At 66.6% G+C, this 26,393-nt stretch carries 23 protein-coding genes and 1 tRNA gene; 18 read left to right on the forward strand and 6 right to left on the reverse strand.

Annotated features, from left to right (window positions below):
* Positions 1-38: 38 nt before the first annotated feature.
* From LDO14_RS04185 to LDO14_RS04205, 5 genes are all read left to right on the forward strand, one after another.
* Positions 39-713 carry an NTP transferase domain-containing protein gene (locus tag LDO14_RS04185; RefSeq protein ID WP_223993881.1) on the forward strand — a complete coding sequence of 225 codons (675 nt, stop codon included), beginning with the start codon at positions 39-41 and terminating at the stop codon, positions 711-713.
* Positions 710-1,006 carry a DUF6457 domain-containing protein gene (locus LDO14_RS04190; protein ID WP_018769556.1) on the forward strand — a complete coding sequence of 99 codons (297 nt, stop codon included), beginning with the start codon at positions 710-712 and terminating at the stop codon, positions 1,004-1,006. The genes LDO14_RS04185 and LDO14_RS04190 overlap by 4 nt, the downstream gene beginning before the upstream one ends.
* Positions 1,003-2,496, forward strand: a complete 1,494-nt coding sequence (locus tag LDO14_RS04195) for a molybdopterin-binding protein (RefSeq protein ID WP_223993883.1) — start codon at positions 1,003-1,005, stop codon at positions 2,494-2,496. The genes LDO14_RS04190 and LDO14_RS04195 overlap by 4 nt, the downstream gene beginning before the upstream one ends.
* Before the next feature lie 50 nt (positions 2,497-2,546).
* The gene (fdhD, locus tag LDO14_RS04200) at positions 2,547-3,425 is read left to right on the forward strand and encodes a formate dehydrogenase accessory sulfurtransferase FdhD (RefSeq protein ID WP_223993885.1); all 879 of its coding nucleotides are present in this window, start codon (positions 2,547-2,549) and stop codon (positions 3,423-3,425) included.
* A 125-nt stretch (positions 3,426-3,550) separates the two neighbouring features.
* Complete coding sequence (locus LDO14_RS04205; RefSeq protein WP_223993894.1) at positions 3,551-6,583, forward strand: glycoside hydrolase family 38 C-terminal domain-containing protein; 3,033 nt, start codon at positions 3,551-3,553, stop codon at positions 6,581-6,583.
* A gap of 212 nt (positions 6,584-6,795) precedes the next feature.
* Here the strand turns inward: LDO14_RS04205 and LDO14_RS04210 are convergent, their stop codons facing one another.
* Both LDO14_RS04210 and LDO14_RS04215 read right to left on the reverse strand, forming a co-directional pair.
* Positions 6,796-7,533: a hypothetical protein gene (locus LDO14_RS04210; protein WP_223993896.1), complete on the reverse strand. Its 738-nt coding sequence runs from the start codon at positions 7,531-7,533 to the stop codon at positions 6,796-6,798.
* A complete protein-coding gene (locus tag LDO14_RS04215) occupies positions 7,530-8,261 on the reverse strand; it encodes a hypothetical protein (RefSeq protein ID WP_223993898.1) in 732 nt (243 codons plus the stop codon). The genes LDO14_RS04210 and LDO14_RS04215 overlap by 4 nt, the downstream gene beginning before the upstream one ends.
* 250 nt (positions 8,262-8,511) lie before the next feature.
* On the opposite strand from LDO14_RS04215, the gene LDO14_RS04220 reads away from it, so the two are divergent.
* Together LDO14_RS04220 and LDO14_RS04225 are read left to right on the forward strand one after the other, a co-directional pair.
* Positions 8,512-10,179 (forward strand): ABC-F family ATP-binding cassette domain-containing protein, encoded by a 1,668-nt coding sequence (locus LDO14_RS04220; RefSeq protein ID WP_223993900.1) that lies wholly within the window; start codon positions 8,512-8,514, stop codon positions 10,177-10,179.
* Entirely contained in the window at positions 10,176-12,089 is a 1,914-nt protein-coding gene (locus LDO14_RS04225; protein WP_223993902.1) for an ABC transporter ATP-binding protein, read from the forward strand. Before LDO14_RS04220 ends, LDO14_RS04225 begins: the two co-directional genes overlap by 4 nt.
* 10 nt (positions 12,090-12,099) lie before the next feature.
* Here the strand turns inward: LDO14_RS04225 and LDO14_RS04230 are convergent, their stop codons facing one another.
* The 3 genes from LDO14_RS04230 to LDO14_RS04240 form a co-directional block, all read right to left on the reverse strand.
* The gene (locus LDO14_RS04230) at positions 12,100-12,537 is read right to left on the reverse strand and encodes an NUDIX domain-containing protein (protein WP_142068542.1); all 438 of its coding nucleotides are present in this window, start codon (positions 12,535-12,537) and stop codon (positions 12,100-12,102) included.
* Positions 12,534-13,028: a DUF6314 family protein gene (locus tag LDO14_RS04235; RefSeq protein WP_223993904.1), complete on the reverse strand. Its 495-nt coding sequence runs from the start codon at positions 13,026-13,028 to the stop codon at positions 12,534-12,536. The genes LDO14_RS04230 and LDO14_RS04235 overlap by 4 nt, the downstream gene beginning before the upstream one ends.
* A gap of 1 nt (position 13,029) precedes the next feature.
* Positions 13,030-13,102: transfer RNA gene (locus tag LDO14_RS04240), tRNA-Arg, on the reverse strand.
* Positions 13,103-13,185: 83 nt separating this feature from the next.
* Between LDO14_RS04240 and LDO14_RS04245 the strand changes: the two genes are divergently transcribed.
* Positions 13,186-13,959 (forward strand): DUF998 domain-containing protein, encoded by a 774-nt coding sequence (locus LDO14_RS04245; RefSeq protein ID WP_223993906.1) that lies wholly within the window; start codon positions 13,186-13,188, stop codon positions 13,957-13,959.
* Here the strand turns inward: LDO14_RS04245 and LDO14_RS04250 are convergent.
* Positions 13,956-14,582, reverse strand: a complete 627-nt coding sequence (locus tag LDO14_RS04250) for a hypothetical protein (RefSeq protein ID WP_056389110.1) — start codon at positions 14,580-14,582, stop codon at positions 13,956-13,958. The genes LDO14_RS04245 and LDO14_RS04250 overlap by 4 nt on opposite strands.
* Positions 14,583-14,614: 32 nt before the next feature.
* Here LDO14_RS04250 and LDO14_RS04255 point away from each other — a divergent pair, with 32 nt between their 5' ends.
* The 10 genes from LDO14_RS04255 to LDO14_RS04300 all read left to right on the forward strand — a co-directional run bounded on the left by LDO14_RS04255 (position 14,615) and on the right by LDO14_RS04300 (position 26,351).
* Positions 14,615-15,445, forward strand: a complete 831-nt coding sequence (locus LDO14_RS04255; RefSeq protein WP_134165632.1) for an inositol monophosphatase family protein — start codon at positions 14,615-14,617, stop codon at positions 15,443-15,445.
* Between the two features lie 90 nt (positions 15,446-15,535).
* On the forward strand, positions 15,536-18,091 hold the full coding sequence (gene pcrA / locus LDO14_RS04260) for a DNA helicase PcrA (RefSeq protein ID WP_223993908.1): 2,556 nt from the start codon (positions 15,536-15,538) through the stop codon (positions 18,089-18,091).
* 20 nt (positions 18,092-18,111) lie between these two features.
* Positions 18,112-18,828 (forward strand): hypothetical protein, encoded by a 717-nt coding sequence (locus LDO14_RS04265; protein WP_026265816.1) that lies wholly within the window; start codon positions 18,112-18,114, stop codon positions 18,826-18,828.
* 225 nt (positions 18,829-19,053) lie between these two features.
* Positions 19,054-20,223, forward strand: a complete 1,170-nt coding sequence (gene sucC / locus LDO14_RS04270) for an ADP-forming succinate--CoA ligase subunit beta (protein ID WP_018769571.1) — start codon at positions 19,054-19,056, stop codon at positions 20,221-20,223.
* A gap of 11 nt (positions 20,224-20,234) precedes the next feature.
* The gene (gene sucD / locus LDO14_RS04275; RefSeq protein ID WP_018769572.1) at positions 20,235-21,137 is read left to right on the forward strand and encodes a succinate--CoA ligase subunit alpha; all 903 of its coding nucleotides are present in this window, start codon (positions 20,235-20,237) and stop codon (positions 21,135-21,137) included.
* 191 nt (positions 21,138-21,328) lie between these two features.
* The gene (locus LDO14_RS04280) at positions 21,329-22,060 is read left to right on the forward strand and encodes a FadR/GntR family transcriptional regulator (RefSeq protein WP_018769573.1); all 732 of its coding nucleotides are present in this window, start codon (positions 21,329-21,331) and stop codon (positions 22,058-22,060) included.
* Between the two features lie 219 nt (positions 22,061-22,279).
* Positions 22,280-23,629: an MFS transporter gene (locus tag LDO14_RS04285; protein ID WP_223993910.1), complete on the forward strand. Its 1,350-nt coding sequence runs from the start codon at positions 22,280-22,282 to the stop codon at positions 23,627-23,629.
* Positions 23,630-23,638: 9 nt separating this feature from the next.
* Positions 23,639-24,415: an SDR family NAD(P)-dependent oxidoreductase gene (locus tag LDO14_RS04290; protein WP_223993912.1), complete on the forward strand. Its 777-nt coding sequence runs from the start codon at positions 23,639-23,641 to the stop codon at positions 24,413-24,415.
* A 115-nt stretch (positions 24,416-24,530) separates the two neighbouring features.
* On the forward strand, positions 24,531-25,220 hold the full coding sequence (locus tag LDO14_RS04295) for a GntR family transcriptional regulator (RefSeq protein ID WP_223993914.1): 690 nt from the start codon (positions 24,531-24,533) through the stop codon (positions 25,218-25,220).
* Positions 25,221-25,352: 132 nt separating this feature from the next.
* Positions 25,353-26,351: a sugar phosphate isomerase/epimerase family protein gene (locus LDO14_RS04300; RefSeq protein ID WP_018769577.1), complete on the forward strand. Its 999-nt coding sequence runs from the start codon at positions 25,353-25,355 to the stop codon at positions 26,349-26,351.
* The last annotated feature ends 42 nt before the right edge of the window (positions 26,352-26,393 follow it).

Consider the following 26,393-nt stretch of genomic DNA (forward strand, 5'->3'; position numbering starts at 1 on the left):
AGTGCGGCCCCTACGCTGCCGGTCGCTAGGCTGGGGGAGTGGAAGTGAACGGGCTTGCCTTTGATGCCGTGATCCTGGCCGGGGGGAGGTCATCGCGGCTGGGCGGCGTACCCAAGCAGTCGCTCGTCTTCCAAGGCCAAACCCTCCTCGAACGCGCTGTCGCTGCCGCCGCGGGGGCCCGGCATGTGGCAGTTGTGGGCGAGATGGCTTCCCTGCCAATCTGGCCTCCCAACCTGCTGAGCTGCAGGGAGCAGCCGCACTTCGCGGGCCCGGCGGCAGCCATAGCGGCCGGGCTGGATGCGCTGGCGGACATCGGCGAGGGTGCGCCCTACCTCTTGGTGCTGGCCTGCGACATGCCGCTGGCATCCCAAGCGGTGGCAGCGCTTCAGGAAGCTTTGCAGATGTCCACGGCGGCCGACCCGGCAAATGTCATGGCTGCCGAAGGCGACCGCCCACAGCCACTGGTGGGTTTTTACCGCACGCCTGAGTTAACAAAGGCGTGCAGGGACCTCGCTGCCCGCGGGGCGCTGGTCAACGGCTCTGTCAGGTCGCTCCTTGCTAATCTGGACGTGCAGCTTGTCACAGTCCCTGCCGGGTCCACCTCCGATGTGGATACCTGGGATGACGCTGCCGCGCTGGGGATTGCCGCCGGGAACCAGAGCGAACGCCAGGACCGGCAGACGGGCGGAGCAAACGTGGGAGGCAATTCGTGAAGAGCCAGGACGAAACTCTGGAAGAGTGGTGCAGGGCACTTCTCCAGGCGTACAAGCTTGAGGACGTCCAGGTGGACGTCAACGCGGTGCTGGCGCTTGCGGGCGTCGCCGCCCATGCTGTGGTCCGGCCAGCCGCTCCGCTCACCACTTTCATCGCCGGGTTCGCTGCGGGCCTGGCTTCGGCTCCCGGCAGGGAGATGGACGCTGAATCAATGGATGCGGCCCTGGCCGTTGCCCGCACCCTGGCAAAGGACTACGAGGCTGAGGCTGCCGCCGGGACTCCCGGCGAATGACCGCTGAACCCCAAAGCGATCCGGAAGCGCCACCTGGCAGCGAAGCGGAAGGGCCGGCCGGCATAGCTGGACCCGGACCCACTGGACCCGGACCCACTGAACCCGGAACCACTGACTCCGGCGCAGTCCAAGCCGGGACGGCGGAAGCAGGGCATGCGGGCCAGCACCATGCCGCCCACACGTGGGAAGAGGCCCGGCAGGCGGCGTTCGACGCCGCAACCCCCATTCCTCCCGGACCAGTGGCACTGCGTATCGCGTTGGACCGCAAACTGGACCAGGACATTGTGGCCCTCCAGGACATGCCCCACTATGCGTCCTCGGCCATGGACGGCTGGGTAGTCAACGGAAGCGGCCCCTGGATCCCGGTGGAACCCGGCACCCGGCTGGCACCGCACCAGGCCAGCCCCATCGCCACCGGCGGCCTGATTCCTGCAGGCGGCAAGGCAGTTCTTCGCACCGAGAGCGCAGTCCTTGGCCAGGACGATGAAGGACTCCCACTCCTGATGACCGGAGGCAAGGCCCGCCCGGGCGAGCCCCGCGCGGGAGAGCACATCAGGAAAGCCGGGGAGGAAGCCCTGGAAGGGGACATCCTGGTCAAGGCGGGGGTGGAGCTCAATCCCGCCCACCTGGCACTTGCCGCGCTGGCAGGCTACGACGATGTGCAGGTCCAGGGAAAGCCCGTGGTGCGCCTGGTCCTGACAGGGTCCGAAGTGGTGGAACGCGGCACGCCGGCCCCGGGCCAGGTCCGCGACACCTTCGGCCCGCAGCTGCCGGACGTCGTCGCCATGCTGGGCGGCATACCCGGCGGGCAGCAGCGAATCGGCGACTCCTATGACGAATGGCTTTCGGCGCTCGAAGACGTACTGCCGGACGTGCCGGACGCGCCGGACCTGCCGGCCGACGTCGTCATTACTACCGGTGGCACCGGGCGCTCGGGAACGGACCACCTCCGCAGGGCAGTGGCCGAACTCGGCGGCCGGCTCATCATCGATGGCGTGGCCATGCGGCCCGGCCACCCCGCCGTGCTCGCCGAACTGCCCGACGGACGCTTCGTTTTGGGGCTTCCCGGCAACCCGCTCGCGGCCATGATGGCCCTTTCCACTGTGGGGGCCCCGCTGCTGGCCGCACTGGGGCACCGTCCCATGCCGGCGGTGGAGGAGGTGCCGTGCGGGACCATGATCGAGCCGGACCCCGGGCGTACCCGGCTGATGCCGTTCCGGCTGCTGTACGGCATGGCGTCCCCGGCGCAGCATACGGGGCCAGGGATGATGCGCGGGCTCGCCGCCGCGGACGGTGTGCTGGTAGTGCCACCGCACGGCGTGCAGCTCGGCGAGCCGGTGCCCGCGTTCGCCCTGCCATGGGGGCCGCCAATACCTCCTACCCAGGACGGCCCGGCCAAAGCCAAGCCAAGAAGTGCCGCACGGACAGGCCAGCCCAAGGGTAAGCCGGCACCCAGCGGACCCGTGGACTGGAGCGCCCTCCTGGGCTGAGGCGGCCCCTGTTGGTGCCATGATGGAGTAATGAACAAGCAGGGTGGAACATGGGACGCGTAACCCAGCGCCGCAAGGTGCACAAGTATGTCCTGGACGGTTCGCCGGGAGCCCTGGAGTACCCGGTCCGCCACCGCGAAGACGTCCTCGCCGTCGAGGAACCGCTGGAGATCCGGCTGGGAAAGCTTTCCTATTCGGTCACCATGCGAACCCCGGGGGACGACTTTGACCTGGTGGCTGGATTCCTGGTGTCCGAGGGGGTCATATGGGCCCCCGAACAGCTGGTTTCGCTGCGATTCTGTGCCGGCGAGGACGAGAACGGTGTCCAGACATTCAACGTGGTGGAGGCCCAGCTGCGGCCGGATGTGCCAGTTCCCGACACCGGCCGCAACGTCTACACGTCCAGCTCCTGCGGCATCTGTGGAACGGACTCCATCGAAGCTGTCCAAAAGTCCTCCCACTTCAGCCCCCGGACGGACCCGTTGACTGTGGACGCGGAAGTCCTGGCCGCCCTGCCGGGGATGCTGCGGAAGTCCCAGCGTGTCTTCGAGGACACCGGCGGCGTGCACGCGGCAGGCCTGTTCAGGATCGATGACGACGGCGAGCCGCAGCTCCTGTGCCTGCGTGAGGACGTGGGACGCCACAATGCCGTGGACAAGGTGGTGGGCTGGGCACTGCGCGAGGGCCTCCTGCCTCTTACCGGAACCGTCCTCCAAGTATCTGGCAGGGCGTCCTTCGAGCTGGTCCAGAAAGCATCCCTTGCGGGCATTCCCGTCCTGGCTGCCGTGAGTGCCCCTTCCAGTCTTGCCGTGGAACTGGCCGAGGCGAACGGCGTGACGCTGGCGGGTTTCAGCCGGCACACCAGCTTTAACGTCTACGCCGGGGACTCGCGGATCCTGCGCCCTGCACCAGCCGTGCCCAGTGGCTAGGAGGGCCAATGCACGGCTGGGACGTGGCTGCCCGGGCAAGGGGGTTGGTTGCAATGCTGCCGGAGGGTAGATTTGTCCATCGAATGGACGCGATGATCCAGCCCCGAGCCTAAAGAGGACTTATTTTGCATGACGACCGCAGGATCACGGAAGTCCGCCTGGCCAGGTTTGTGCGCGAGCGCATCGCCCCTGCCGTCTACAGCCGGACGGTCCCGCTTGACCTGAGCAGTTGGGAGGCCCCCGGTGAACCGGTCCCCGCGCTCGAAGCGATGCGGCAGGAGTTCCAGCCGCAGGAGCACGGCGCCGCCTGGGGCCGGCCGTGGGGGACCACTTGGCTCCGGCTGCAAGGGGAGGTGCCGGAATCCTGGGGCGGCGGCCCGGAAACCACCGTGGAGGTGGTGGTGGATCTTGGGTTCACCACCGAAGCGCCCGGGTTCCAGTGCGAGGGCATCGCCTGGCGGCCTGACGGGACCATCATCAAGGCCATCTCACCCCGCAACCAGTACATTCCCGTGAAGCTGCTGGGCGGCGGCATGGCCGTGGACTTCTACGTGGAGGCAGCCGCGAACCCGGACATGGCGCAAGGCTGGACCTTTGCCGCCACCCCGCTGGGAGACAAGGCGACCGCCGGGGGAGCACCCCAGTACCGGCTGGGCAACATCGCCATCGCTGAACTCAACCAGTGCGTGTGGGAACTCCAGCAGGACGTGTGGACGCTGGCCGGCCTCATGGAACAACTCCCCCTGGAGCTTCCCCGCCGCCATGAGATCCTCCGGGCCTTCGAACGCATGATGGACGTGATGGACCCTGACGATGTTGCCGGGACCGCGCCGGCAGGACGGCAGGAGCTCGCCGAAGTCCTTGCCCGCCCCGCCTACGCATCCGCGCATCAACTGGTTGCCACGGGCCATGCCCACATCGACTCGGCCTGGCTCTGGCCGGTCCGTGAAACCATCCGCAAATGCGCCCGGACGTTCTCCAACGTGGTGGCACTGATGGATGAAGACCCGAATTTTGTCTTCTCCTGTTCGTCCGCGCAGCAGCTGGCATGGATCAAGGAGCTGTACCCGGAGCTGTACAGCCGGATCCGGGAAAAGGTCCGGGCAGGCCAGTTCGTGCCCGTCGGCGGCATGTGGGTGGAATCGGATACCAACATGCCCGGCGGCGAAGCCATGGCGCGGCAGTTCGTGGAGGGCAAGGGCTTCTTCCTGGCGGAGTTCGGCATTGAGTGCAGGGAGGCGTGGCTCCCGGACTCGTTTGGATACAGTGCCGCCCTGCCCCAGATCGTGAAAGCCGCGGGCAGCCGCTGGTTCCTTACCCAAAAGATCTCCTGGAACCAGACAAACAGGATGCCGCACCACACCTTTAATTGGGAGGGAATCGACGGCACCCGGCTGTTCACCCATTTTCCGCCGGTGGACAGCTACAACTCGGACCTCAGCGGCAGGGACCTTGCCCACGCCGAGCGCAACTACCGGGACCACGGCCGCGGGACGGTGTCGTTGGTGCCCTTCGGCTATGGCGACGGCGGCGGCGGACCCACCCGCGAAATGCTTGCGGCGGCTGCCCGCACCGCGAATCTGGAGGGATCGCCCAGGGTCAGGATCGGCTCTGCGGAGAGTTTCTTCCTGCAGGCCGAGGAAGACTACCCGGCACTGCCTGTCTGGGTGGGCGAAATGTACCTGGAGTTGCACCGCGGCACGTACACCAGCCAGGCGCGGACCAAGAAGGGCAACCGACGCAGCGAGCACCTGCTGCGTGAAGCGGAACTGTGGTGTTCCACGGCTGCAGTCCGGTCGGCCGGCGCATACGACTATCCGGATGCCGAGCTCAAGCGGCTCTGGCAACTGGTACTGCTGCAGCAGTTCCACGACATCCTTCCCGGCAGCTCCATTGCCTGGGTCCACCAGGACGCCGAGCGTAACTACCAGGCCATCGAAAAGGCGCTTGAAGCAATCATCGGCCAGGCAGCTGCCGCCATGCTGGGCTCCGGGGACCGGCAGTTCCTGCTTAACGCTGCGCCGCACGCAAGGAATGGAGTGCCCGCCCTTGCGGCAGCGGAACCAACGCCGCTCCCTGGGCCGGTGCTCGCCACGCCACACCACGGCGGCTACATCCTGGACAACGGGATTATCCGGGTCGAGGTGGACGCCGATGGACTCCTCGCGTCCCTGCGTGACTACGCCACCGGACGAGAGGCCATCGCCCCTGGCCAGCGCGGCAACCTGCTGGAACTGCACCGCGACACCCCCAACGAATGGGACGCCTGGGACATCGACGAGTTCTACCGCCGCAATGTCACTCCGCTGGTCCACGCGGAGTCGGTCCGGCTGGCCAATGAAGACGGCAGCGCCGTGGTGGTGGTGGAACGGATGGCAGGGAGCTCGCCGCTGACCCAGCGCATCACATTGGCCCCCGGCAGCCCGTCACTGGAAATCACCACGGCCGTGGACTGGCAGGAGCGCGAAAAGCTGCTGAAACTCGGCTTTGCCCTCGACGTGCGGGCAGACCGGTCAGCTGCCGAAACACAGTTCGGCCACGTCTTCAGGCCCACCCACACCAACACCTCCTGGGAAGCCGCGAAGTTCGAAATCTGTGCCCACCGGTGGATCCACGTGGGGGAGCCCGGCTACGGGGTGGCGGTGGCCAACTCCTCCACATACGGCCACGACGTGGGCAGAAGCATCAGGGAATCCGACGGCGGAACCACCACTACGGTGCGCCTGTCCCTGCTGCGGGCTCCTAAGTTCCCCGACCCCGACGCCGACCGCGGACACCAGGAGTTGACGGTGACCATCCGCCCAGGTGCTGACATTGCGGCCGCCGTCCAGGAAGGGTACCGCACCAACCTGGCGCCCCGGCTGGTCAGCGGCGGCACCGCGGTGGAGCCGCTCTTCTCCGTCAGCAATCCGGCCCTGGTCATTGAAGCGGTGAAGCTGGCCCAGGACGGATCGGGCGATGTGGTGGTCCGGCTCTATGAGTCGTTGGGGCAGCGGTCCGTGGGAACTCTCACAGCCAACTTCCCTGTCAATGGCGTGGTGTCGACGGATCTCCTGGAGCGTGCCGCCGAGGCGCCCGGAATTGTTCCGGCAGATACCGGTGCCGAGCTCGCGCTCCGGCCGTTCCAGTTGGTGACATTGAGGTTTGCCAGGAAATAGGATCAGTGTCCCTTGGGGGCCATGGTCCTTAAATAGGCTGAGTGGGGGCGGTCCCCAACGATCCGCCACCACTCATCCCCCCAATGCGTGCAAAGGCCCCCGGGGCGGCCGGCGCTTTGGAATTTATCCCCGTTCGAAAACGCTTGGCAGCCCCGCCTTCACACATTCATGATTGTTTCACATTCTAATGTTTTTGTGAAAGCGCACGAAGGTTACATTTCGGTAGATGTCCTCCGGCGTGCCGCGCCGCGCGCATTGACCATTTTGGCGACCCAGATTAATGCCAGCCCGACGACGAAGCACAGCACGGCCGTGTAGTTAATAAGGAACTCTATCTGGCCAAGGGTGGGCGGGATAAGAGGGAAAGACAAACTCAGGCCCGTGGCTACGGCGCCAAGACCCAGCAGCCCCGCGGCAACCCGGACCAGGGCGGGAAGCCGGCCGAAGACTGCACGCACCATTGCCGGCAGCAAAGCCAACGTTATGTAGGCGGGGTAAGCCCGGCCGGCGGCCCCGTAATACTCCAGTAAGGCAGAGTTCCAGGGATCCGTACCCACAACCCCTGTCAGCCCGGCCGACGACCCGCTAGTGCCCATCATGAAGAACAGCGTCACCATGACAACGGAAATGACCGCAAGGACCGAAACCCCGGCCCTTCCGGTTATGAGCCTGTACGCATCCCTTGCACCGAAGCCCCTGGAAACGCGGATACCCATGAAGAAGATGGCGCCGAAAATGACGAAGCGCAGCAACAGGTTGGCCAGGTTGATCCCGCCCAGCGCCTGGTCGATGACGATGTACGGCCCCTGGATGCTCAACAGGATGGCCAGGGTCATCAAGGCAAAGATGCCGAAAAGGGAGCGGTTTTCTCCTCTGAGTGTGCTGGGGACGCGGGCCACCGCAATAAGGGCGCAAATGGCCAGCGTGCTCCATTGAAGGGTTTCGATCATCCCAGGTTCTCCCAAATTTTTTCTGTCTGCGCTTGGTCCTGCTCCTGGCGGCGCAGTACTTTGCCCATTGCCTGAAGCCGGTCTCCAGCAAGGGCTGTGAGTTCTCCGTCGGTGAGGCTGTCCAGCGCCGCCTGCCGGGCACCGGGAGGCCAGCCGGCCTCCTCCTCCGTAATGATTCCCGTGGCCACCAGTCCGCCGGCGGGTCCCACTCCGGCCGCCAATGCCGTCGCTAAGGCGAGCTCCGGGGACAGCCGGTTGGCGGTCAACTGGGCGGAATAGTTTTGCGGCGCCACTCCCGTGGAGGCGGACACGCGGTGCCGGACCTCGCCGTCGTCTATGGCATCGACCCAGTTCTTCACGGAGGTGGCGTGCGGGGCAGGAGTGAGGGCGGGAGAGGCTGCTCCCCGGGCCGCGTCCATTGCGGGGCGGGCCAGGAGCGCCCGCAGGAGGTCCGGCGTGGAAATCTGGCTGACCAGCTCGCTGCGGGTGGGTGGACGCGGAGGGCTTCCCAGGGCGCTGTAGGCGTCAAACCCGGACAGTGAGTCGACGGGGTTGATGTTGTACGCGCGGCTGATGCTGACCACCGTGCTCACGGAGACTTTGCCCCGGACCAGCTGCTGGGCCAGCGTGGTCCGCTTGATTCCGGAGACCCTGCAGACGTCTGCAGTGCTGGCATCTGGCGCGATGCCTTGCAGCCAGCGCTGGAACGCCTTGGCAGGAAGGGTCATGGAGTGCTCTCTGCAGAACGGGTGGTGAGGACGATTTTACCGTGCCGTCCCCGCCCCGGCCGTGCCGCCGATTTTGCCCATGGTCCACCTTCGCCTATAGTTGATGGTCGAGCCCGCTGGTCCGTACACCCCCCAAGTCCGGACCAGCGGGTTCTTCTATGTCCTGCAGCCCCAGCGGCGCCGCGGCCCGGTTTTCGCCGCCTCTGCCGGCCGTCGGCGGCTGTCCGGGCAGCGGCGAAAGGACGATTCGATGACTGCAACCCTTGTTGCGAAAGACATCTCCGGTGGCCACGGCCACCGGGTGCTCTTTTCCGGGCTCTCGCTGACGGTTGCCCCCGGCGACGTGGTGGGCGTGGTGGGTGCCAACGGTGCCGGTAAATCGACGCTGCTGCGCCTCCTGGCCGGTGTCGACCAGCCCCAGCAGGGCTCGGTCAACCTTGCGCCGTCCGATGCCTTCGTTGGATGGCTCCCTCAGGAGCACGAGCGCATTGCCGGCGAAACAGTGGCGGCCTACATTGCCCGCCGCACCGGCTGCGCGGAGGCGACCGCCGACATGGAGTCCACCGCGGAAGCACTCGGTTCCGGCGCTCCGGGGGCGGATGACGCCTACGCCCGTGCCTTTGACCGCTGGATGGCCTCCGGCGCCGCTGACCTGGACGACCGCGTCCCGGCGGTGCTGGCAGACCTCGGACTGGACGCCGGCGCCGATGCGCTGATGACGGGTCTTTCGGGCGGCCAGGCCGCCCGGGTGGCCCTGGCGGCCCTCCTGCTGAGCCGCTTCGATGTGGTGCTCCTGGACGAGCCCACCAACGACCTCGACCTCGCGGGGCTGGCCACCTTGGAGAACTTCGTAACGGGGCTGCGCGGCGGCGTGGTGCTGGTCAGCCATGACCGCGAATTCCTGGCGCGCTGTGTGACCCGCGTCGTCGAACTTGACCTGGCACAGAACAGTGTGGCTGTCTACGATGGCGGCTACGACGCCTTCCTCGAGGAACGCGCTGTGATGCGGCGGCACGCCCGCGAGAAGTACGAGGAGTTTGCCGCCACCAAGGCAGACCTGGTCTCGCGGGCACGGACGCAGCGGGAGTGGAGTTCGCAGGGCGTTCGCAATGCCATGAAGAAGAACCCCGACAACGACAAGATCCGGCGCGCCGCCAGTACCGAATCCTCCGAAAAGCAGGCCCAGAAGGTCCGGCAGATGGAATCCCGGATCGCCCGTCTGGACGCGGTGGAGGAGCCCCGGAAGGAATGGCAGCTCCAGTTCAGCATCGGCCAGGCACCGCGCTCCAGCGCCGTCGTCGCCACCTTGCGCAAGGCCGTGGCACGCCAGGGCGACTTCACGCTGGGACCGGTCAGCCTCCAGCTCAACGGCGGCGAGCGCGTGGGCATCACCGGCCCCAACGGCGCCGGCAAATCCACCCTCCTGCGCCTGCTGCTGGGCACCCAGGCGCCGGACGACGGCGATGCCTCCATGGGTGCCTCCGTCGCCGTCGGCGAAATAGACCAGGCCCGCGGGCTGCTGGACGGCGCCCTGCCGCTGGGCGACGCTGTCGAAGCGGTGCTGGCGGACTGGAACAGTGCCGACGTTCGCACGCTCCTGGCCAAGTTCGGCCTCAAGGCGGACCACACGTCGAGGACCGTGGATTCCCTGTCACCGGGTGAGCGGACGCGGGCGGCCCTGGCGCTGCTCCAGGCCCGCGGCGTGAACCTGCTGGTGCTGGACGAACCGACCAACCACCTCGACCTGCCGGCCATAGAACAGCTGGAAGAGGCCCTTGAAAGCTACGACGGAGCGCTGCTGCTGGTCACCCACGACCGCCGGCTGCTGGAAAACGTTCGACTCGACTACCGGTGGCACCTGGAAAACGGCACGGTCCAGGAACTCCACCACACTGCAACCCAGGAGAAACAGCCATGAGCATGGACCGCGTAGCCTGGAGTTCGCTCTACAACATCAGCACCGCAAAGAGCGCTTCGAAGCCATTTTCCAAAGAGACCCTGAAGCGGGTGCTGGCCTTTGCCGCCCCCCACAAGGGCAAGCTCATCGCCTTTGTGCTCTCCTCCATTGCGGCTGCCTTCCTGGCCGTCGCCACCCCGGTGCTTGCCGGCAAGGTGGTTGACGCCATCATCGCCAAGACCGGCGTTGACACGGTCATCTGGCTGGCAGTGCTGATCGCCATCGTGGCCGTCGGTGAGGCCGGGGTGGGGCTCTTGACCCGCTGGCTGTCCTCGACCATCGGCGAAGGCGTCATCGTGGACCTGCGCACGCGGGTGTTCGACCACGTGCAGCGGATGCCCATTGCCTTCTTCACGCGGACCCGCACGGGCGCGCTGGTCAGCCGCCTCAACAACGATGTCATCGGCGCCCAGTCCGCCTTCGCCGGAACCCTTTCCGGGGTGGTGAGCAACTCGGTGGCGCTGGCCCTGACGCTGGCCGTGATGCTCAATACGTCGTGGCTGGTGACCGTCCTCGCCATGGTGCTGCTGCCGATCTTCCTGATTCCGGCCCGGCGCATGGGCTCCAAGCTGGCTGACCTGCGCCGGGAAGCTGCCGCGCACAACGCCGCCATGGGCACCCAAATGACCGAGCGGTTCTCGGCGCCGGGCGCAACCCTGGTCAAGTTGTTCGGGCGTCCTGACGAGGAATCCCGCGAATTCGCCGCCCGCGCGGGCCGCGTCCGGGACATCGGCGTCCGCATGGCGATGCTGCAGTTCACCTTTGTCACGGCCCTGACCCTGGTGTCCGCGCTTGCCCTGGCACTGGTGTATGGCCTGGGCGGCTGGCTTGCCCTGGGCGGCCAGCTGGCACCCGGGGATGTGGTGGTGCTGGCACTGCTGCTGACCCGGCTCTACGCTCCGCTCACGGCCCTGTCCAACGCCCGGGTGGAAGTCATGAGCGCCCTGGTCAGCTTTGAACGCGTCTTCGAGATCCTGGACCTGCAGCCGCTGATCCAGCAGAAGCCGGACGCGAAGCCCGTTCCTGCCGGCCCCGTGTCCGTCGAATTCGACAACGTCCGCTTCGCCTACCCGTCCGCGGACAAGGTCTCGCTGGCCTCGCTGGAGGAAGTCTCCACCCTGGACACCCGCGGCGGCGAGGAAGTGCTGCACGGCGTGAGCTTCCGGGTGGAACCGGGCCAGACGGTGGCGCTGGTGGGTTCCTCCGGCGCCGGCAAGTCCACCATCGCCCAGCTGCTGTCGCGGTTGTACGACGTCGACTCCGGCGCAGTGCGTCTCGGCGGCACTGCGCGGGGCACCGGGCTGGACGTGCGGGACGCCACCTTCGATTCGCTGCGGGACACCCTGGGCATGGTGACCCAGGACGGCCACCTGTTCCATGAAACCATCGCGTCCAACCTTCGGCTGGCCAAGCCCGACGCAACCGAAGAGGAAATGTGGGACGTGCTGCGGCAGGCACGGCTGGAGACGATGATCAGGTCCCTGCCGGACGGGCTGGAAACGGTGGTGGGGGAGCGCGGCTACCGGCTTTCCGGCGGCGAACGCCAGCGGCTGACCATTGCCCGGCTCCTGATCGCGCAGCCCCGCGTCGTCATCCTCGACGAGGCCACCGCTGCCCTGGACTCCACGAATGAAGCCGCCGTGCAGGCAGCCCTGGGCGCCGCACTCGAGGGGCGGACCGCCGTCGTGATTGCCCACCGGCTGTCCACCGTCCGCGCGGCCGACGCCATCCTGGTGGTCGAGGGCGGTCAAATTGTGGAACGCGGAACCCACACGGAGCTCCTGGCCGCCGGCGGCCGCTACGCCGAGCTCTACCGGACGCAGTTCGCGGAGGCCACCGCCGTGGCCCAGGAGTCCGTCCCCGAGTTCTAGGGTTGATCAGCTAAGCCTGCGCGGCTCCCGGGACTGCCCGGGCGGCCAGCAGGGGCAGGATGTGGTCCGTCAGCAGTGGCGCCAGGTCCCGGGCCTGTCCGGCGCCGGAAGCCAGGACGTCCAGGTCCAGCCAGCGGATCTCGGCAATCTCAGCTGAAGGGTGTGCTGACCAGGTGCCCGGAGCGGTAAAGACGGTGGCTTCAATGTCAGTGGCGGCCTCGTTGGCTGCGTCGGCGATCCACACGCCCATCAACACCAGTTCGCGCGGGTCGATGGTGATGCCCACTTCTTCCTCAAGCTCCCGGGCTGCGGCCTGCACAGCTGTCTCGCCCGGTTCCGGCTTGCCGCCCGGGTGCATGAACATGGTGGTGCCGCGCTTCCGCACGGTCAGCAGGCGGCCGGTGTGGTCGAACACGCAGACGGCGGAAACCACGATGCGGTGTTTCATGCCGGTGCCTGCGTCCGCACCAGGTGTGAAGTCAGCAGCAGGTCCTTGCGCGGACCGGTGACATCCCAGCTGTAGCTGAAGTGGTCAGGGTCCTCCAAGGTGTAGGTCACCCGGTAGGTATCGGGATCACACCAGTGGCTGTCCAGGTTGGCTTCCGGCGTGAAGCTCATCCGGTGGAAGGGGCGGCCGTCGGGGAAGAAGAAGTCCAGCGCGTCAGGGCGCCCGGTGGTCCGCAGCAGGTACTCGCGTGAGGCGGGGCCGGAAAAAGCAGGCCAGCGCATGGTGCCTTCCTCACGGAAGGCCACGCCGTCGTCGTCCGTGGGGATGAAAAGGACGACGCCGGAAAAGGTTCCGCGGGTGCCCTCCGACCTGTCCAGCAGGTCGCGCTCCACCAGCCAGCGGCCCGGGTGGGTGTTGTGGCTTGCGGCGCCGGCCGGCTGGTTGCCCAGGAGGTAGGCGCGGAGGCTGGGCTCCGGGACACGGGAGTTCAAGTGCCCTCGATTGGAATCGAACCAACGACACCGGCTTTAGGAGAGCCGTGCTCTATCCACTGAGCTACGAGGGCGGGCATCCGGTGGTTCGGCGGGGCCGGTCCGTCCGGACACGGTTACAAGCATACAAGGTGCCGGGCCGTACTACGCTCATGGCATGAGTCCAGCCCCCACTGCCGCTCCCGCCGCCGCCTTCATTCCGAACGTTGCGTCCACCCGGCAGTACATCGGGGCCTGGGCAATCCTGAGCGTGCTGCAGTATTTCGCCGCGGAGGCAGCCGTGGCCATGGCGTGGTCCGGACCCCGTCCCTACGACCTGCGGACCGGGTACATCAGTGACCTCGGTGCCCTCCACTGCGGGACGTTCTCAGGCCGGGACGTCTGCTCACCCCTGAACTGGCTGATGAATGCCTCGTTCGTGGTCCAGGGCCTTGGCCTGCTGGTGGGGGCGGTGATGCTGACGTCCGGGCTGCTGCGCGTGGGTGCCCGCCCCGGGACCAGGGTCGGCTGGGGCCGCAGGGGACCCTGGCTCGCGGCCGCCGCGGTCCGGCTGCTCACCGGAGCCGCCGGGGCAGGGACGGTGGTTGTGGGCCTGGTCCCGGAGGACGCCGGCTCACCCTGGCATTATGCCGGCGCCGTCACGTACTTCGTGACGGGTGGTGCGGCCCTGCTGGTCCTGGGACTCCTGTGGCTCCGGAAGACCGGGATGGCGTGGTTCCTGGTGGCCTGCGGCGGCGTGTCACTGGCCGCGGTGGCAACCGGCGGGCTTACCCGCATGATGGTTCCCGAGCCCGGGACGCTGGAACGGCTCATGGGGTACCCCGTGACAGTGGGCATGGCCGCCGCCGGGCTGGTCATTGCACAGCGGGTGCACCGGCACCGGAAGGAACAGCGGGCGGCGGCTGCGGCGGCCCGGGTAACTGCCGGCTAGGTCTCGTTCCGTTTCCGGCTGTTCAGGAACACAGCCGCGGCCCCGGCCAGGAGGCTCAACACCAAAAGCACCCACCCCGCCACCGTGAGGCCGGACGCCAGGGCAACCTGGCCGGCGTCGGGACCTTCCGAGGCCATCATGGCGTCTATGGCCACGTTCCCCCACAACCGGACCACAACGAACAGCATGGGCAAGGCCCACAACGCCCAGCGCAGCCCCTTCCGTGCCACATTGGTCCCAATGAGCAGCAGCCACGTGAAGCCGAAGATCAGCGGGAAGAGGGTCCCCGCGGTCTTGTGGACATAGTTCAGCTGGCCCAGGGCATCGCCGTCCATCGCTGCCTGCAGGCGGCCGATGTAGCCGGGATCGAACCCGCCCACCAGCGAATCGGGCATGGCCAGGCCCTTGGTGAGCTGGGTGAGCTGGTCCAGGGTCAGCAGGTGCAGGTACCAGAACAGGAACAGGCTTGCCACCACGCCGGCAACCACAATCAGGTTGCTGTTGCCCTGAGCCTTCTGCGGCGTCCGCGCCGTGGTGGGGTTCACGACAGGTGGAAGGTGGTGCTGCGGCACAACCGCTTTGTCGCCGTGCTTCTTGATCCTCTGGGCAGGGGTTTTGGCCATGGCACCATTATCCCGCCCCATAAACTGAAGCCATGACCACTGGCCGACACAGCGCAGCTGTTCTTGATCCCGCACTGGACGACTACGAACTGGCGGCCGCGCTGGTCCGCGAAGCCGGGCAACTGGCGCTCCTCATGCGCATGGCCGGCCTGCAGTCGGAACAAAAGACCTCCGTCTCGGACGTGGTGACGGCGGCGGACCACGCCGCCGAGGCCTACGTGCTGGAGCAGCTCCAACGTTGCCGGCCGGATGACGGCATCCTGGGTGAGGAAGGCGCCTCCGTCCAGGGAACCAGCGGCCGTACCTGGGTGATCGACCCCGTGGACGGCACCTACAACTTCCTGCACGGATCCACCTACTGGTGTTCCGCCATTGCCCTGAAGGACCGCGATGATGTGCTGCTGGGCGCCGTCTTCCAGCCGGAGGAGGACAAACTGTGGCTCGGCGGCCGTGACCGGCCCGCCACCCTGAACGGTGGCCTCCTCACCGGTTTCAGCGACGACGGCGGCAAACGCAACGCCACCAGCGTCGCCGAGCTTGGGGCCGCCACCTACATCCACCCCACCTGGCTGATGGATCCCATGTGCGCCATGCCCTGGCACGCGGCCGCCACCTCCGCCGCGTCCCTCCGCATGCTGGGATCCGGGTCCTGCGACCTGGGCCGTGTCGCAGACGGGCAGCTGGGGTGCTGGTTCCAGCACAGCTGCCCGGAATGGGACTGGCTGCCGGGCAAGGCGATCGTCCGGGCGGCGGGGGGCGCCGTGGACACAGTCCGCGTCAACGGGCTGGAGTGGTTCCTGGCAGGAGGAACGACGGCGGTTCAGGAGTTGCGTGCAGCCCTTCAGTCAGGCTCGGTGGCCTGAGGCGGTTGCCGGCACTGGTTCACGGGTCAGCGGCAGTAATCCACAGGCTGGAAGGCGTTGTCGGTCCCACCGCCTAGACTTGTATGCACCATGGATATGTTGTTTGACCCGTACTCTGACGGACCGTTCAAGGCCGCTCCTGCCGCCACCGCCCGCACCAGGACGGGGCCGGAGGGCGTTGCCACCACGGCCGGGCCCGGCGGAATGCCGGCCAGCCAGGCCGGCTGGCAGCAGAACAACGGGGTCGGGCACCACCGGGACCGGGACAGCACGGACAGGCACGACGGCGGCCGGCACCAAGGCAGCCACCGCCCGGACGCTGCCCAGCTGCTGGAGGGGCTGAACCCCCAGCAGGAGGAAGCGGTCAAGCATGCCGGGCCGGCGCTGCTGATCGTCGCCGGTGCCGGATCCGGAAAGACCCGGGTGCTCAGCAACAGGATCGCGTACCTGATCGCCACCGGCCGTGCCCACCACGGCGAAATCCTGGCCATCACCTTCACCAACAAGGCCGCCGCGGAAATGCGGGAGCGCATTGAGGCGCTGGTGGGCGGACGCGCCAAGATCATGTGGATCTCCACGTTCCATTCCTCCTGCGTGCGGATCCTGCGGCAGGAAGCGGCCAACGTCGGCCTGAAATCCAATTTCTCCATCTACGACTCCGCCGACTCCCTGCGGCTGGTCACCCAGGTCTCCAAGGCCCTGGACCTGGACCCCAAAAAGTTTGCGCCCAAGGCCATCCAGCACAAGATCTCGGCGTTGAAGAACGAGCTCATCGACGCCGATTCCTTTGCCTCGGCAGCCAATTACAACGACCCCTTCGAACATGCGGTCGCGGACGTTTACAAGGGCTACACCCAGCGCCTCCGGCAGGCCAACGCCATGGACTTCGACGACCTGATCGCCGAGACCGTCTACATGTTCCGTGCCTTCCCCGCGCTCGCCGAGTCCTACCGCCGCCGGTTCCGCCACGTGCTGGTGGACGAATACCAGGACACCAACCACGCCCAGTACGCCCTGGTGCGGGAAATCGTGGGGGAGGGCCCGGGCGCGTCGGAACTCACCGTGGTGGGTGACTCGGACCAGTCCATCTACGCCTTCCGCGGGGCGGACATCCGGAACATCGTGGAGTTCGAAAAGGACTACCCGGAGGCCCGCACCATCAAGCTGGAGCAGAACTACCGGTCCACCCAAAACATCCTGAGCGCGGCGAACTCGGTCATCTCCCGCAACCCCAACCGTCCGGAAAAACGGTTGTGGACCGCCGAGGGCGAAGGCCACAAGATCATCGGCTACGTCGGCGAAAATGAGCACGACGAAGCGCAGTTCATCGCCAAGGAGATCGACCGGCTCCAGGACGAGGAGAACCTGCGCCCCGGCGATGTTGCCATCTTCTACCGGACCAACGCCCAGTCCCGCTCCATCGAAGACGTCCTGGTGCGCGTGGGCCTGCCGTACAAGGTGGTGGGCGGCACCCGCTTCTACGAGCGGAAGGAAATCAAGGACGCCCTGGCGTACCTGCGCGTCCTGGTCAACCCGGATGACGACGTCAACCTCCGCCGTGTATTGAATGAGCCCAAACGCGGCATCGGCGACCGCGCCGAAGGCGCCGTCGCGGCCCTGGCCCAGCGTGAGCGGACGTCGTTCATGGAGGCAGCCCGCCGCGCCGACCAGGCGCCCGGCATGGCCACCCGGTCCGTCAACGCCGTCCTGGGCTTCGTGAAGATGCTGGACGACCTGGCCGAGGTTGCCTCCGGATCCGGGGCGGCCGCCGCCCTGGAAGCCGTGCTGGAACAGACGGGCTACCTTGCCGCGCTGCGATCCAGCACCGATCCGCAGGACGAGTCCCGCGTGGAGAACCTGGCTGAACTCGTGGCCGTAGTTCGCGAGTACGAGCAGGAGAACCCGGAAGGAAGCCTTGGCGCGTTCCTGGAACAGGTCTCCCTGGTAGCGGACGCCGACCAGATCCCGGATGCTCCCGGCGCGGACATCGACGCCGCCGTCGCCGAGGCCAAACGGCTGGGCGTGGTGACCCTCATGACCCTGCACACGGCCAAGGGCCTGGAATTCCCCGTGGTCTTCCTGACCGGCATGGAGCACGGCCTCTTCCCGCACCAGCGCTCCGCCACCGACCCCAAGGAACTGGCCGAGGAACGACGCCTGGCGTACGTGGGACTGACCCGTGCCCGCAAGCGGCTCTACGTGACCCGGTCCGAGGTGCGCAGCATGTGGGGCCAGAGCCAGTACAACCCCGCCAGCCAGTTCCTCGAGGAAATCCCGGCGGAGCTCCTGGAATGGAAGCGTGAAGGAACCAGCAGGCAGGCCGGCGGCTGGGGCGGCGGTTCCATCGGGTCCGGCCGCTACAGCGGGTCCTTCTGGGGCGCCGGCACTGCCCGTGGCGCGGCAGCGGACTCCTCGGCGGGATTCAACGCCGACGTTCCGGCGTTCATCGCCAAGAACCGGGTGCAGCCGCAAAAGGAAATCATCGCCGTCAGCGTGGGAGACAAGGTCAACCACACCAGCTTCGGCAACGGCACGGTCCTGGCGCTTGAAGGAGCGGGGGACAAGACCGTGGCCAAGGTGAAGTTCGACGTCGGCGAGAAGCGCCTGTTGTTGCGGTACGCGCCGCTGACCAAGCTCGACGCCTAAGCCGCCCCCGGCCGGGCATAATGGAGCCCATGCGACGGAATGTCTGGGGGATGCTCGCCGCCCTTCTCCTCCTCATTGCTGTCACCGCCACGGGATGCAGCGTGACCACCAAGGACCCCTCCTACGTTCCACCGGCCCCGCTGCCGCCCATGGAACAACTGGAAAAGGCGCCCTTGGCCGACGCCAAGACATACTCCAGCGGTGGCGACGTCCTCTCCTTCATCACCGCGGACCGCACCATCGCCTGTTCATTGACGTCCGCGCGCGGGGACCACGTGAACCTGCCGTACCAGCAGAACCGCTACGGCGACGCTGCCAACAACAAGCTGCCCATTGTCCCGGTGGCCCACTGCGAGCTGGCCACCTATCAGCCTCCCCAACCCGGGGACGTTAGGGATGACTGCGCCGGAACCCACCTGGGCTACCTGGGCGGCGTGGCCCTGCTGGCCCCGGACAGTGCACGCTACGGCGAATGCCGCTCCGGCGTCACGTCGATGGAAGCGGCCTACGGACCCAAGGGGACCAAGGCCGGCCCGCTGGCCCAGCTACCTGTGCTTGCGGACGGTCAGAACCTCGAACGGAACGGGCTGCGCTGTTCCGCCTACAACGGCGGCGTGGCGTGCGGAAACGTCTCCGCCGGCGTCGGATTCTTCATCTCCCCCGAACGTTACGAACTGGTCCCGGGCCCCGCCAAAAGCAGTGCATCCCCGCAGGCAGAGGGCCCAAAAACCCCGTAAATCCGCGGTTTTTCTACGCTCCATAGAATAGTGTGCTTACTCACATAAGAGGTAGTCTGGGACGGCCCGGTCCCTCCAAAGGACTAGAGTTCCCCATGGAGCATTACGCCGCGTGGCTCGTTTCCAGACAGGCCGCCGGTGCGTGCAATCCGCAGCCCGGTCATCGTCTTTTCGGATGGTGTCCGACTGTACAGAAACTACTTCGACGTAGAAGGACACTAAACCGTGGACCTGTTTGAATACCAGGCGCGCGATATGTTCGAGGCGCACGGTGTACCCGTGCTTGCCGGCATCGTGGCGTACACCCCAGAAGAAGCAAAGGCAGCCGCCGAGAAGATCGGCGGCGTAACCGTTGTCAAGGCACAGGTCAAGGTAGGCGGCCGCGGCAAGGCCGGCGGCGTCAAGGTGGCAAAGTCCGCCGACGAAGCGTTTGAGCACGCCACCAACATCCTGGGCATGGACATCAAGGGCCACACCGTTAACAAGGTGATGATTGCCCAGGGTGCGGACATCGCCGAGGAATACTACTTCTCCGTCCTGCTGGACCGGGCCAACCGCAACTACCTGGCCATGTGCTCGGTTGAGGGCGGCATGGAAATCGAACAGCTCGCCGTCGAACGCCCCGAAGCGCTGGCCAAGATTGCCATCGACCCCGCCGTGGGCATCGACCAGGCCAAGGCGGACGAGATCGTCGCAGCTGCAGGCTTCGCCGAGGAACTCCGCGGCCAGGTGGCAGGCGTCATCCTGAAGCTCTGGGACGTCTTCAAGAAGGAAGACGCCACCCTGGTGGAGGTCAACCCGCTGGTCAAGACCGGCAACGGTGACATCCTGGCCCTCGATGGCAAGGTTTCCCTCGACGAGAACGCCGACTTCCGCCACCCGAAGCACGCGCAGCTCGAGGACAAGGACGCAGCGGACCCGCTTGAGGCCAAGGCAAAGGCGCAGGACCTCAACTACGTCAAGCTCGACGGCGAAGTAGGCATCATCGGCAACGGCGCCGGCCTGGTCATGTCCACCCTCGACGTCGTGGCCTACGCCGGCGAGAACCACGGCAACGTCAAGCCCGCCAACTTCCTGGACATCGGCGGCGGAGCCTCCGCAGAGGTCATGGCCGCAGGCCTGGACGTCATCCTGGGTGACGAGCAGGTCAAGTCCGTGTTCGTCAACGTCTTCGGTGGCATCACCGCGTGCGACGCCGTCGCCAAGGGCATCGTTGGCGCGCTGGCCGAGCTGGGCCACTCCGCCAACAAGCCGCTGGTAGTCCGCCTTGACGGCAACAACGTCGAGGAAGGCCGCCGCATCCTCACCGAGGCCAACCACCCGCTGGTAACCCTGGCCGCCACCATGGACGAGGGCGCCGACAAGGCCGCCGAGCTCGCCAACGCAGCTAAGTAAAGGGACGCACCATGTCTATCTATCTGAACAAGGACTCCAAGGTCATCGTCCAGGGCATCACCGGCGGCGAAGGCACCAAGCACACCGCGCTGATGCTTAAGGCGGGCACCAACATCGTCGGCGGCGTCAACGCCCGCAAGGCCGGCACCACGGTCCTGCACGGCGACAAGGAAATCAACGTCTACGGCACCGTCAAGGAAGCCATGGCGGAAACCGGCGCCGACGTCTCCATCGTCTTCGTGCCGCCGGCATTCACCAAGAACGCCGTTGTGGAAGCCATCGAGGCCGGCATCGGCCTGGTCGTGGTCATCACCGAAGGCGTCCCCGTCCAGGACTCCGCCGAATTCTGGGCCCTGGCCCAGTCCAAGGTGGATGCCGACGGCAACCAGGTCACCCGCATCATCGGCCCGAACTGCCCCGGCATCATCACCCCCGGCGAAGCGCTGGTTGGCATCACCCCGGCCAACATCACCGGCAAGGGCCCCATCGGCCTGGTTTCCAAGTCGGGTACCCTGACCTACCAGATGATGTACGAACTGCGCGACCTGGGCTTCTCCACCGCCATCGGCATCGGCGGCGACCCCATCATCGGCACCACGCACATCGACGCCCTGGCCGCGTTCGAGGCTGACCCCGAGACCAAGGCCATCGTGATGATCGGCGAAATCGGCGGCGACGCCGAAGAGCGTGCAGCCGACTTCATCAAGGCCAACGTCACCAAGCCGGTCGTCGGCTATGTGGCCGGCTTCACCGCGCCCGAAGGCAAGACCATGGGCCACGCAGGTGCCATCGTCTCCGGTTCCGCCGGTACCGCCCAGGCCAAGAAGGAAGCCCTCGAGGCTGCCGGTGTCAAGGTCGGCAAGACGCCGTCCGAGACAGCCAAGCTGCTCCGTGAGGTCTACGCAGCCCTCTAGCAGTCCTGCACAACGCGGGGCCACCCGGCCCGGTTCCCCTTTGGGGGCCGGCAGGGCGGCCCCGCGTTTGCTGTTTAACCCACCTGACTGTTTGACGCACGACGACGGCGGGCAGCGCGCGCCCGAGTGCGTCGAGTAATGTTGAGGAAGGAAAATCAGGGCGCCTTGCGCGCGCAGGCAGGGGATGACGGATGGCAGAGAAGCGACCGACCCTGGTCGACGCCGTCGTCGACAAGGTCCTTGAGCACATCCTCAGCGGAGAGATCAAGGCCGACGACGCCCTGCCGCCTGAAGCGGATATCGCCAAGGAGTCCGGTGTCAGCAGGCTGACGGCCCGCGAGGCCATGAAGGTATTGAAAGCGCAGGACGTGGTGTACGTCCGGCGCGGGCTGGGCACCTTCGTCAACCCGCCCGAGCGCTGGACCGGACTGGACGCCATCATGCGCGCAGCCTCCAGGGGAGTGGCCTCGGACCAGGTGGCACTCCGTTTGCTCGAGGTCCGCCGCATGGTGGAGACCGGCGCGGCCGAACTCGCTGCCTCCCGGCACCGGCCGGCTGACCTCGCCGCGCTGCAGGACAGCGTGGAGCAGATGGAAGCGGCCCACCATGCCGGCGACGTGGACGCGCTGACCGTGGCAGACATCGCCTTCCACGACACCGTTCTGCGCGCGTCCGGCAACCCGTTCGTGCCGGCCCTGCTGGGCCAGCTGTCCACCCTGCTCTACGCCATGCGGCGCGAAACCTCGGCGTTCCCCGACGTGCAGCGGCACGCCATCCACCACCACAAGATGGTCCTGGCCGCCATCGCCGCCGGAGACCCGGCCACCGCCCGCTCCACCATGGATGCACATATCACCCAGACTTTCGAGGATTACGAGCACTACCTTGCCGTGTCCAGCCGTAGCGGAGCCGCGGCCCGCTAGCCGCCTGTCCGGGCCCGTCCCATCGGGGTATTCCCTGTCAGCGGCATCCCCACCAGGCCGCGTCCGCAGCCGTGTTGACGCTCCCGTCCCCTGTGATTAGAATCTCATACAGACATCAGACATCTGATATCACCCCCAAAAAATGCCGCCAGCCAAAGGAGTCGTCATGCGCGCGCATTCCCTTTTCGAGGGTCCCCACACCACCCTGGGAGGCCTGCGATGACCTCCCGTGCTGCTGCCCCCGCTCTCAGCGAGTTGGGCGAGACCACCCTCCGCAAGGTTCGTCGGAGGCTCATGCCCCTGATCGTCCTCCTGTACTTCATTGCCTACCTGGACCGGAACAACGTTGGTTTCGCCAAGCTCGGCATGCAGGGGGACATCGGACTGACCGAGGCCGCCTACGGCCTGGGCGCCGGCATCTTCTTCCTCGGCTACGCACTGCTTGAGATCCCGTCGAACGGCGGCATGTACCGCTATGGCGCCCGCAAGTGGATCGCCCGCATCCTCATCAGCTGGGGCATCTTTGCCACCGCCATGTTCCTGGTGAACGGTGAAGCGTCGTTCTACATCATCCGCTTCCTCCTCGGTGCCGCCGAGGCAGGCTTCTTCCCGGCCATCCTCTTCTACCTGACCCTGTGGTTCCCCGCGGCGCAGCGCGTGACGGTGCTGGGCATCTTCATCCTGGCCCAGCCCATCTCCAACGCCCTCGGCGCCCCGGTGTCCGGCATGCTCCTGAACCTGGAGGGCGTGGCAGGCCTGCACGGCTGGCAGTGGCTCTACATCCTGGAAGGCATTCCCGCCATCCTGTTGGGCATCATCACCCCCTTCGTCATGACGGACCGGCCCGAACACGCCAAGTGGCTCAAGCCGGAAGAGCGTGAGTGGCTCTCCAACACCATGCGCGCCGAACTGGCCCACAAGCAGAAGTCCGGCAACCACAACTTCCTTGCCGGATTGAAGGACCCCCGCACCATCGCATACTCCGCCCTGTACTTCGGCCTGGTATGCGGCATCTACGGCCTGGGCCTCTGGCTGCCCACCATCGTCAAGGCGCTGGGCAAGTTCGACTCGACCCAGGTGGGCTTCATCGTCTTTATCCCGTACGCCATCGCTGCCGTCTTCGTCTACTTCTGGAGCAAGCGCTCGGACCGCACCGGCAACCGGGTATGGCATGCCAGCATGAGCATGGTGCTCGCCGCCGTCGGCCTCCTGGGCGCAGGCTACCTGCTGCCGGTCAATGCGGTGCTCGCCATGGTGTTCCTTACCCTTGCGGCCATGGGCATCTACTCCGCCATCGCGCCGTTCCTTGCCATGCCCTCCGCAGCCCTCACCGGTGCTGCAGCGGCTGCCGGCCTCGCCATGGTCAACTCCCTTGGCAACCTGGGCGGCTTCGTGGCGCCCTACATCGTGGGCATCCTCAAGGACGCCACCGGAAACAGCCAGAGCGGGCTGGTCTTCCTGGCCGCCTGCCTCGCCGTGACCGCCGCCGCCACCTACCTTTACGCACGCAAGCGGCCGGAGGGTGTCTCCGCCCCCGGGGTCACAGTTCCTGCCGCCGAAACCCACTAGGACGCATCAATGACTACACAGCACACCTTCCCCGCAGAGCGCACCGCTGTCCTCACCGGGGCAGCGTCTGCCCGCGGCATTGGCCGGGCAACCGCTGACCGGCTGGCCAGCGAGGGCTGGTCCATCGCCATCCTGGACATCAATGCCGAAGACGCGAAGGCCGCGGCTGCCGAAATCGGCTCCAGCCGTGCCGTCAAGGCCATCGGCGTGGGCGCCGACGTCTCCGACGAGGCATCGGTTGACCGCGCCATCACGGAAATTGAGGAGGCGCTTCCGCCCATCGTCGGACTGGTCAACCTGGCCGGAATCAGCTCACCCACCCCCTTCATGGAGACCACGGTGGCGGAATGGGACAAGGTCTTCGCCATCAACATGCGCGGCACCTTCCTTGTTTCCCAGCGGGTCCTCAGGGGCATGATCGAGCGCGAACTCGGGAGGATCGTCAGCATCTCCTCCATCTCGGCCCAGCGTGGCGGCGGCACCTACTCCAAGGTGGCCTACAGCGCCTCGAAAGCCGGCATCATCGGTTTCACCCGTGCGCTGGCCCGTGAAGTGGGTGAACACAACATCACCGTGAACGCCATCGCCCCCGGTCCGATCGACACTGACATCATGGGCGGAACGTTGACGGACGAGCGCAAGGCTCAGATGTCCGAGGGCATCATGATGGGTCGGGTGGGAACCCGGGAGGAAGTGGCGGCGCTGATCGCATTCCTGCTCAGCGAGGACGCCGGCTACATTACTGCCGCCACCTACGACATCAACGGCGGCCTGCAGGTTTCCTGACCACCGGTTTCCGCTGGTGCAGTGCTGCCTGCCGGCCGTACGGCACCAGCGGGACGTGTCCTGGGACACCCCATCCCACGCGCTCCCGCACATTTTCCGGCTATAGGATTTCTACATGGCAACCAAGAACCAGGCCTCCGGCGGCGTGAGCAGGCAGGTCCTCGCCGACCACGTTTACGAAGCGCTTCTTGTTGCCCTGATGGACGGCCGGCTGGAGGCGGGAACCCCGGTCAGCATCGACGGGATGGCCAGGGAGCTGGAGGTTTCCCCGACGCCGGTGCGCGAAGCGCTCGCCCGGCTGGAAGCGACCGGGATGGTGCGGAGGATGGCCCTGCGCGGCTACCGTGTGGCACCGCTGTTCTCCCCGGAAGAACTGGCCGACCTGATGGACGCCCGCCTGGTGATCGAACCGGCCAATGCCTTCATGGCCTGCAAGCATGCTGACCCGGAACTGACCGGGCAGCTGGAGCAGGCCATCGAGGACCTCAAGGCAGCCCCGCGCGGTCCATCCTTCACGGAGTTCCGCGCCTACTGGGAAGCCGATGAACGGTTCCACCGGCTCATCGCCGAGTCCGCTGACAACCAGTTCCTGCTGTCCGCATACAACGCCCTGGGTGGGCAGGTGCAGCGCTTCCGCTTCTTTGGCGGCCTGGGCGTGACCGATGCCGACTACGCCATTGCCGAGCACACCGAGATCCTCAAAGCCTTCGAGACCGGCGACGCCGATCTTGCCCGGCAGAAAATGATCGACCACATCGAAGGCGTCAAGCAGCGCTCGCAGCACGACAGCGAAGTGCGCAGCTAGCACGCACGCCCATGGGCCCAATATGGCCCGACTTTTTCACCAACCTCCGCCCGGGAGGAACAGAGAGGCCCTTGACAGGGTCTCGAATAGCGTAGATCCTATAGGAAATGCGATCCTAAATTTGGAGTGACAATGCCGTACACCGCTGAAAACTGGCCCATCGCTGCTGCCCTGCTGCAGTTCCCGGGAACAAGGCCGGACGGGACCACCGCCCAGGAGGCCCCCGCCAGCGACTGGCAGCAGGTCTTTGAAGAAGTCGCAGACGCCGGCTTCAGCAACGCCGACCTCACCGACAGCTGGGTGCGCCCGGGCGATCTCTCAAGCGCCCGTCTGGACGAACTGAAGGCCGCGGCCAGTGCCGCCGGCCTCGGGCTTCCCTCCATCTCCGCCATCCGCCGCAGCGTGATTGAGGAAGGCAAGTGGGAGGAAAACCTGGCCTACACCCACCGGACCATCGACGCCGCTGCGCAGCTCGGTTGCGAGGTCGTCTCCATCGGCCTGCACCAGGCCATCACCCCGGAGCAGCAGAAACAGCTCTGGTTCTGGACCGTTGAAGGCCACAAGGACCCGGTAGCGGACAAGGAAACCTGGAACAACGCCGTCACCCGCATCCGGGAGGTCGGCAAGCACGCCGCTGAACTCGGCCTCCTGGTGTCCCTGGAGATGTACGAGGACACGTACCTCGGCACTGCTGACTCCTCCGTGCAGCTCGTCCAGGACGTCGACCTGCCCAACGTTGGACTGAACCCCGACCTGGGCAACCTGATCCGCCTGCACCGCCCCATCGAAGACTGGCGCGAACTGGTGCACAAGACGCTGCCCTACTCCAACTACTGGCACGTCAAGAACTACATCCGCGACGAGGACCAGGCCCGGAACCACTACGTCGCCATGCCGGCGCCCATGGAATCCGGCCTCATCAGCTACCGCGAGGCCTTCCAGTTCGCCATCTCGGTGGGCTTCCAGGGCATCATCTGCACCGAGCACTACGGCGGCGACGGCCTGAGCGTCACCGCCGCCAACCAGGACTACCTGCGCCGCCAGGTCCTGCCCAAGCGCGATGGCTACACCCTGGGCACCAGCATGGTAGCGCAGGGCCGGCAGGCCCCGGCGGCTGTCCCCGCACGCTAAGCCACGGCAGGCTTCCCAACCGATCCAACCGGTTCAACGAGG

Source organism: Arthrobacter sp. NicSoilB11, assembly GCF_019977375.1.
Lineage (GTDB): Bacteria > Actinomycetota > Actinomycetes > Actinomycetales > Micrococcaceae > Arthrobacter.

What these genes read in the sequence shown, in the direction of transcription:
- LDO14_RS04250 (WP_056389110.1), bottom strand. Translation starts at nt 14,582, where the DNA reads ATGGCCAAAACCCCTGCCCAGAGGATCAAGAAGCACGGCGACAAAGCG.
- LDO14_RS04210 (WP_223993896.1), bottom strand. Translation starts at nt 7,533, where the DNA reads ATGATCGAAACCCTTCAATGGAGCACGCTGGCCATTTGCGCCCTTATT.
- LDO14_RS04255 (WP_134165632.1), top strand. Translation starts at nt 14,615, where the DNA reads ATGACCACTGGCCGACACAGCGCAGCTGTTCTTGATCCCGCACTGGAC.
- LDO14_RS04280 (WP_018769573.1), top strand. Translation starts at nt 21,329, where the DNA reads ATGGCAGAGAAGCGACCGACCCTGGTCGACGCCGTCGTCGACAAGGTC.
- LDO14_RS04195 (WP_223993883.1), top strand. Translation starts at nt 1,003, where the DNA reads ATGACCGCTGAACCCCAAAGCGATCCGGAAGCGCCACCTGGCAGCGAA.
- LDO14_RS04265 (WP_026265816.1), top strand. Translation starts at nt 18,112, where the DNA reads ATGGAGCCCATGCGACGGAATGTCTGGGGGATGCTCGCCGCCCTTCTC.
- pcrA (WP_223993908.1), top strand. Translation starts at nt 15,536, where the DNA reads ATGGATATGTTGTTTGACCCGTACTCTGACGGACCGTTCAAGGCCGCT.
- LDO14_RS04230 (WP_142068542.1), bottom strand. Translation starts at nt 12,537, where the DNA reads ATGAAACACCGCATCGTGGTTTCCGCCGTCTGCGTGTTCGACCACACC.
- LDO14_RS04245 (WP_223993906.1), top strand. Translation starts at nt 13,186, where the DNA reads ATGAGTCCAGCCCCCACTGCCGCTCCCGCCGCCGCCTTCATTCCGAAC.
- LDO14_RS04290 (WP_223993912.1), top strand. Translation starts at nt 23,639, where the DNA reads ATGACTACACAGCACACCTTCCCCGCAGAGCGCACCGCTGTCCTCACC.
- LDO14_RS04225 (WP_223993902.1), top strand. Translation starts at nt 10,176, where the DNA reads ATGAGCATGGACCGCGTAGCCTGGAGTTCGCTCTACAACATCAGCACC.
- LDO14_RS04220 (WP_223993900.1), top strand. Translation starts at nt 8,512, where the DNA reads ATGACTGCAACCCTTGTTGCGAAAGACATCTCCGGTGGCCACGGCCAC.
- sucD (WP_018769572.1), top strand. Translation starts at nt 20,235, where the DNA reads ATGTCTATCTATCTGAACAAGGACTCCAAGGTCATCGTCCAGGGCATC.
- LDO14_RS04285 (WP_223993910.1), top strand. Translation starts at nt 22,280, where the DNA reads ATGACCTCCCGTGCTGCTGCCCCCGCTCTCAGCGAGTTGGGCGAGACC.
- fdhD (WP_223993885.1), top strand. Translation starts at nt 2,547, where the DNA reads ATGGGACGCGTAACCCAGCGCCGCAAGGTGCACAAGTATGTCCTGGAC.
- LDO14_RS04295 (WP_223993914.1), top strand. Translation starts at nt 24,531, where the DNA reads ATGGCAACCAAGAACCAGGCCTCCGGCGGCGTGAGCAGGCAGGTCCTC.
- LDO14_RS04300 (WP_018769577.1), top strand. Translation starts at nt 25,353, where the DNA reads ATGCCGTACACCGCTGAAAACTGGCCCATCGCTGCTGCCCTGCTGCAG.
- LDO14_RS04215 (WP_223993898.1), bottom strand. Translation starts at nt 8,261, where the DNA reads ATGACCCTTCCTGCCAAGGCGTTCCAGCGCTGGCTGCAAGGCATCGCG.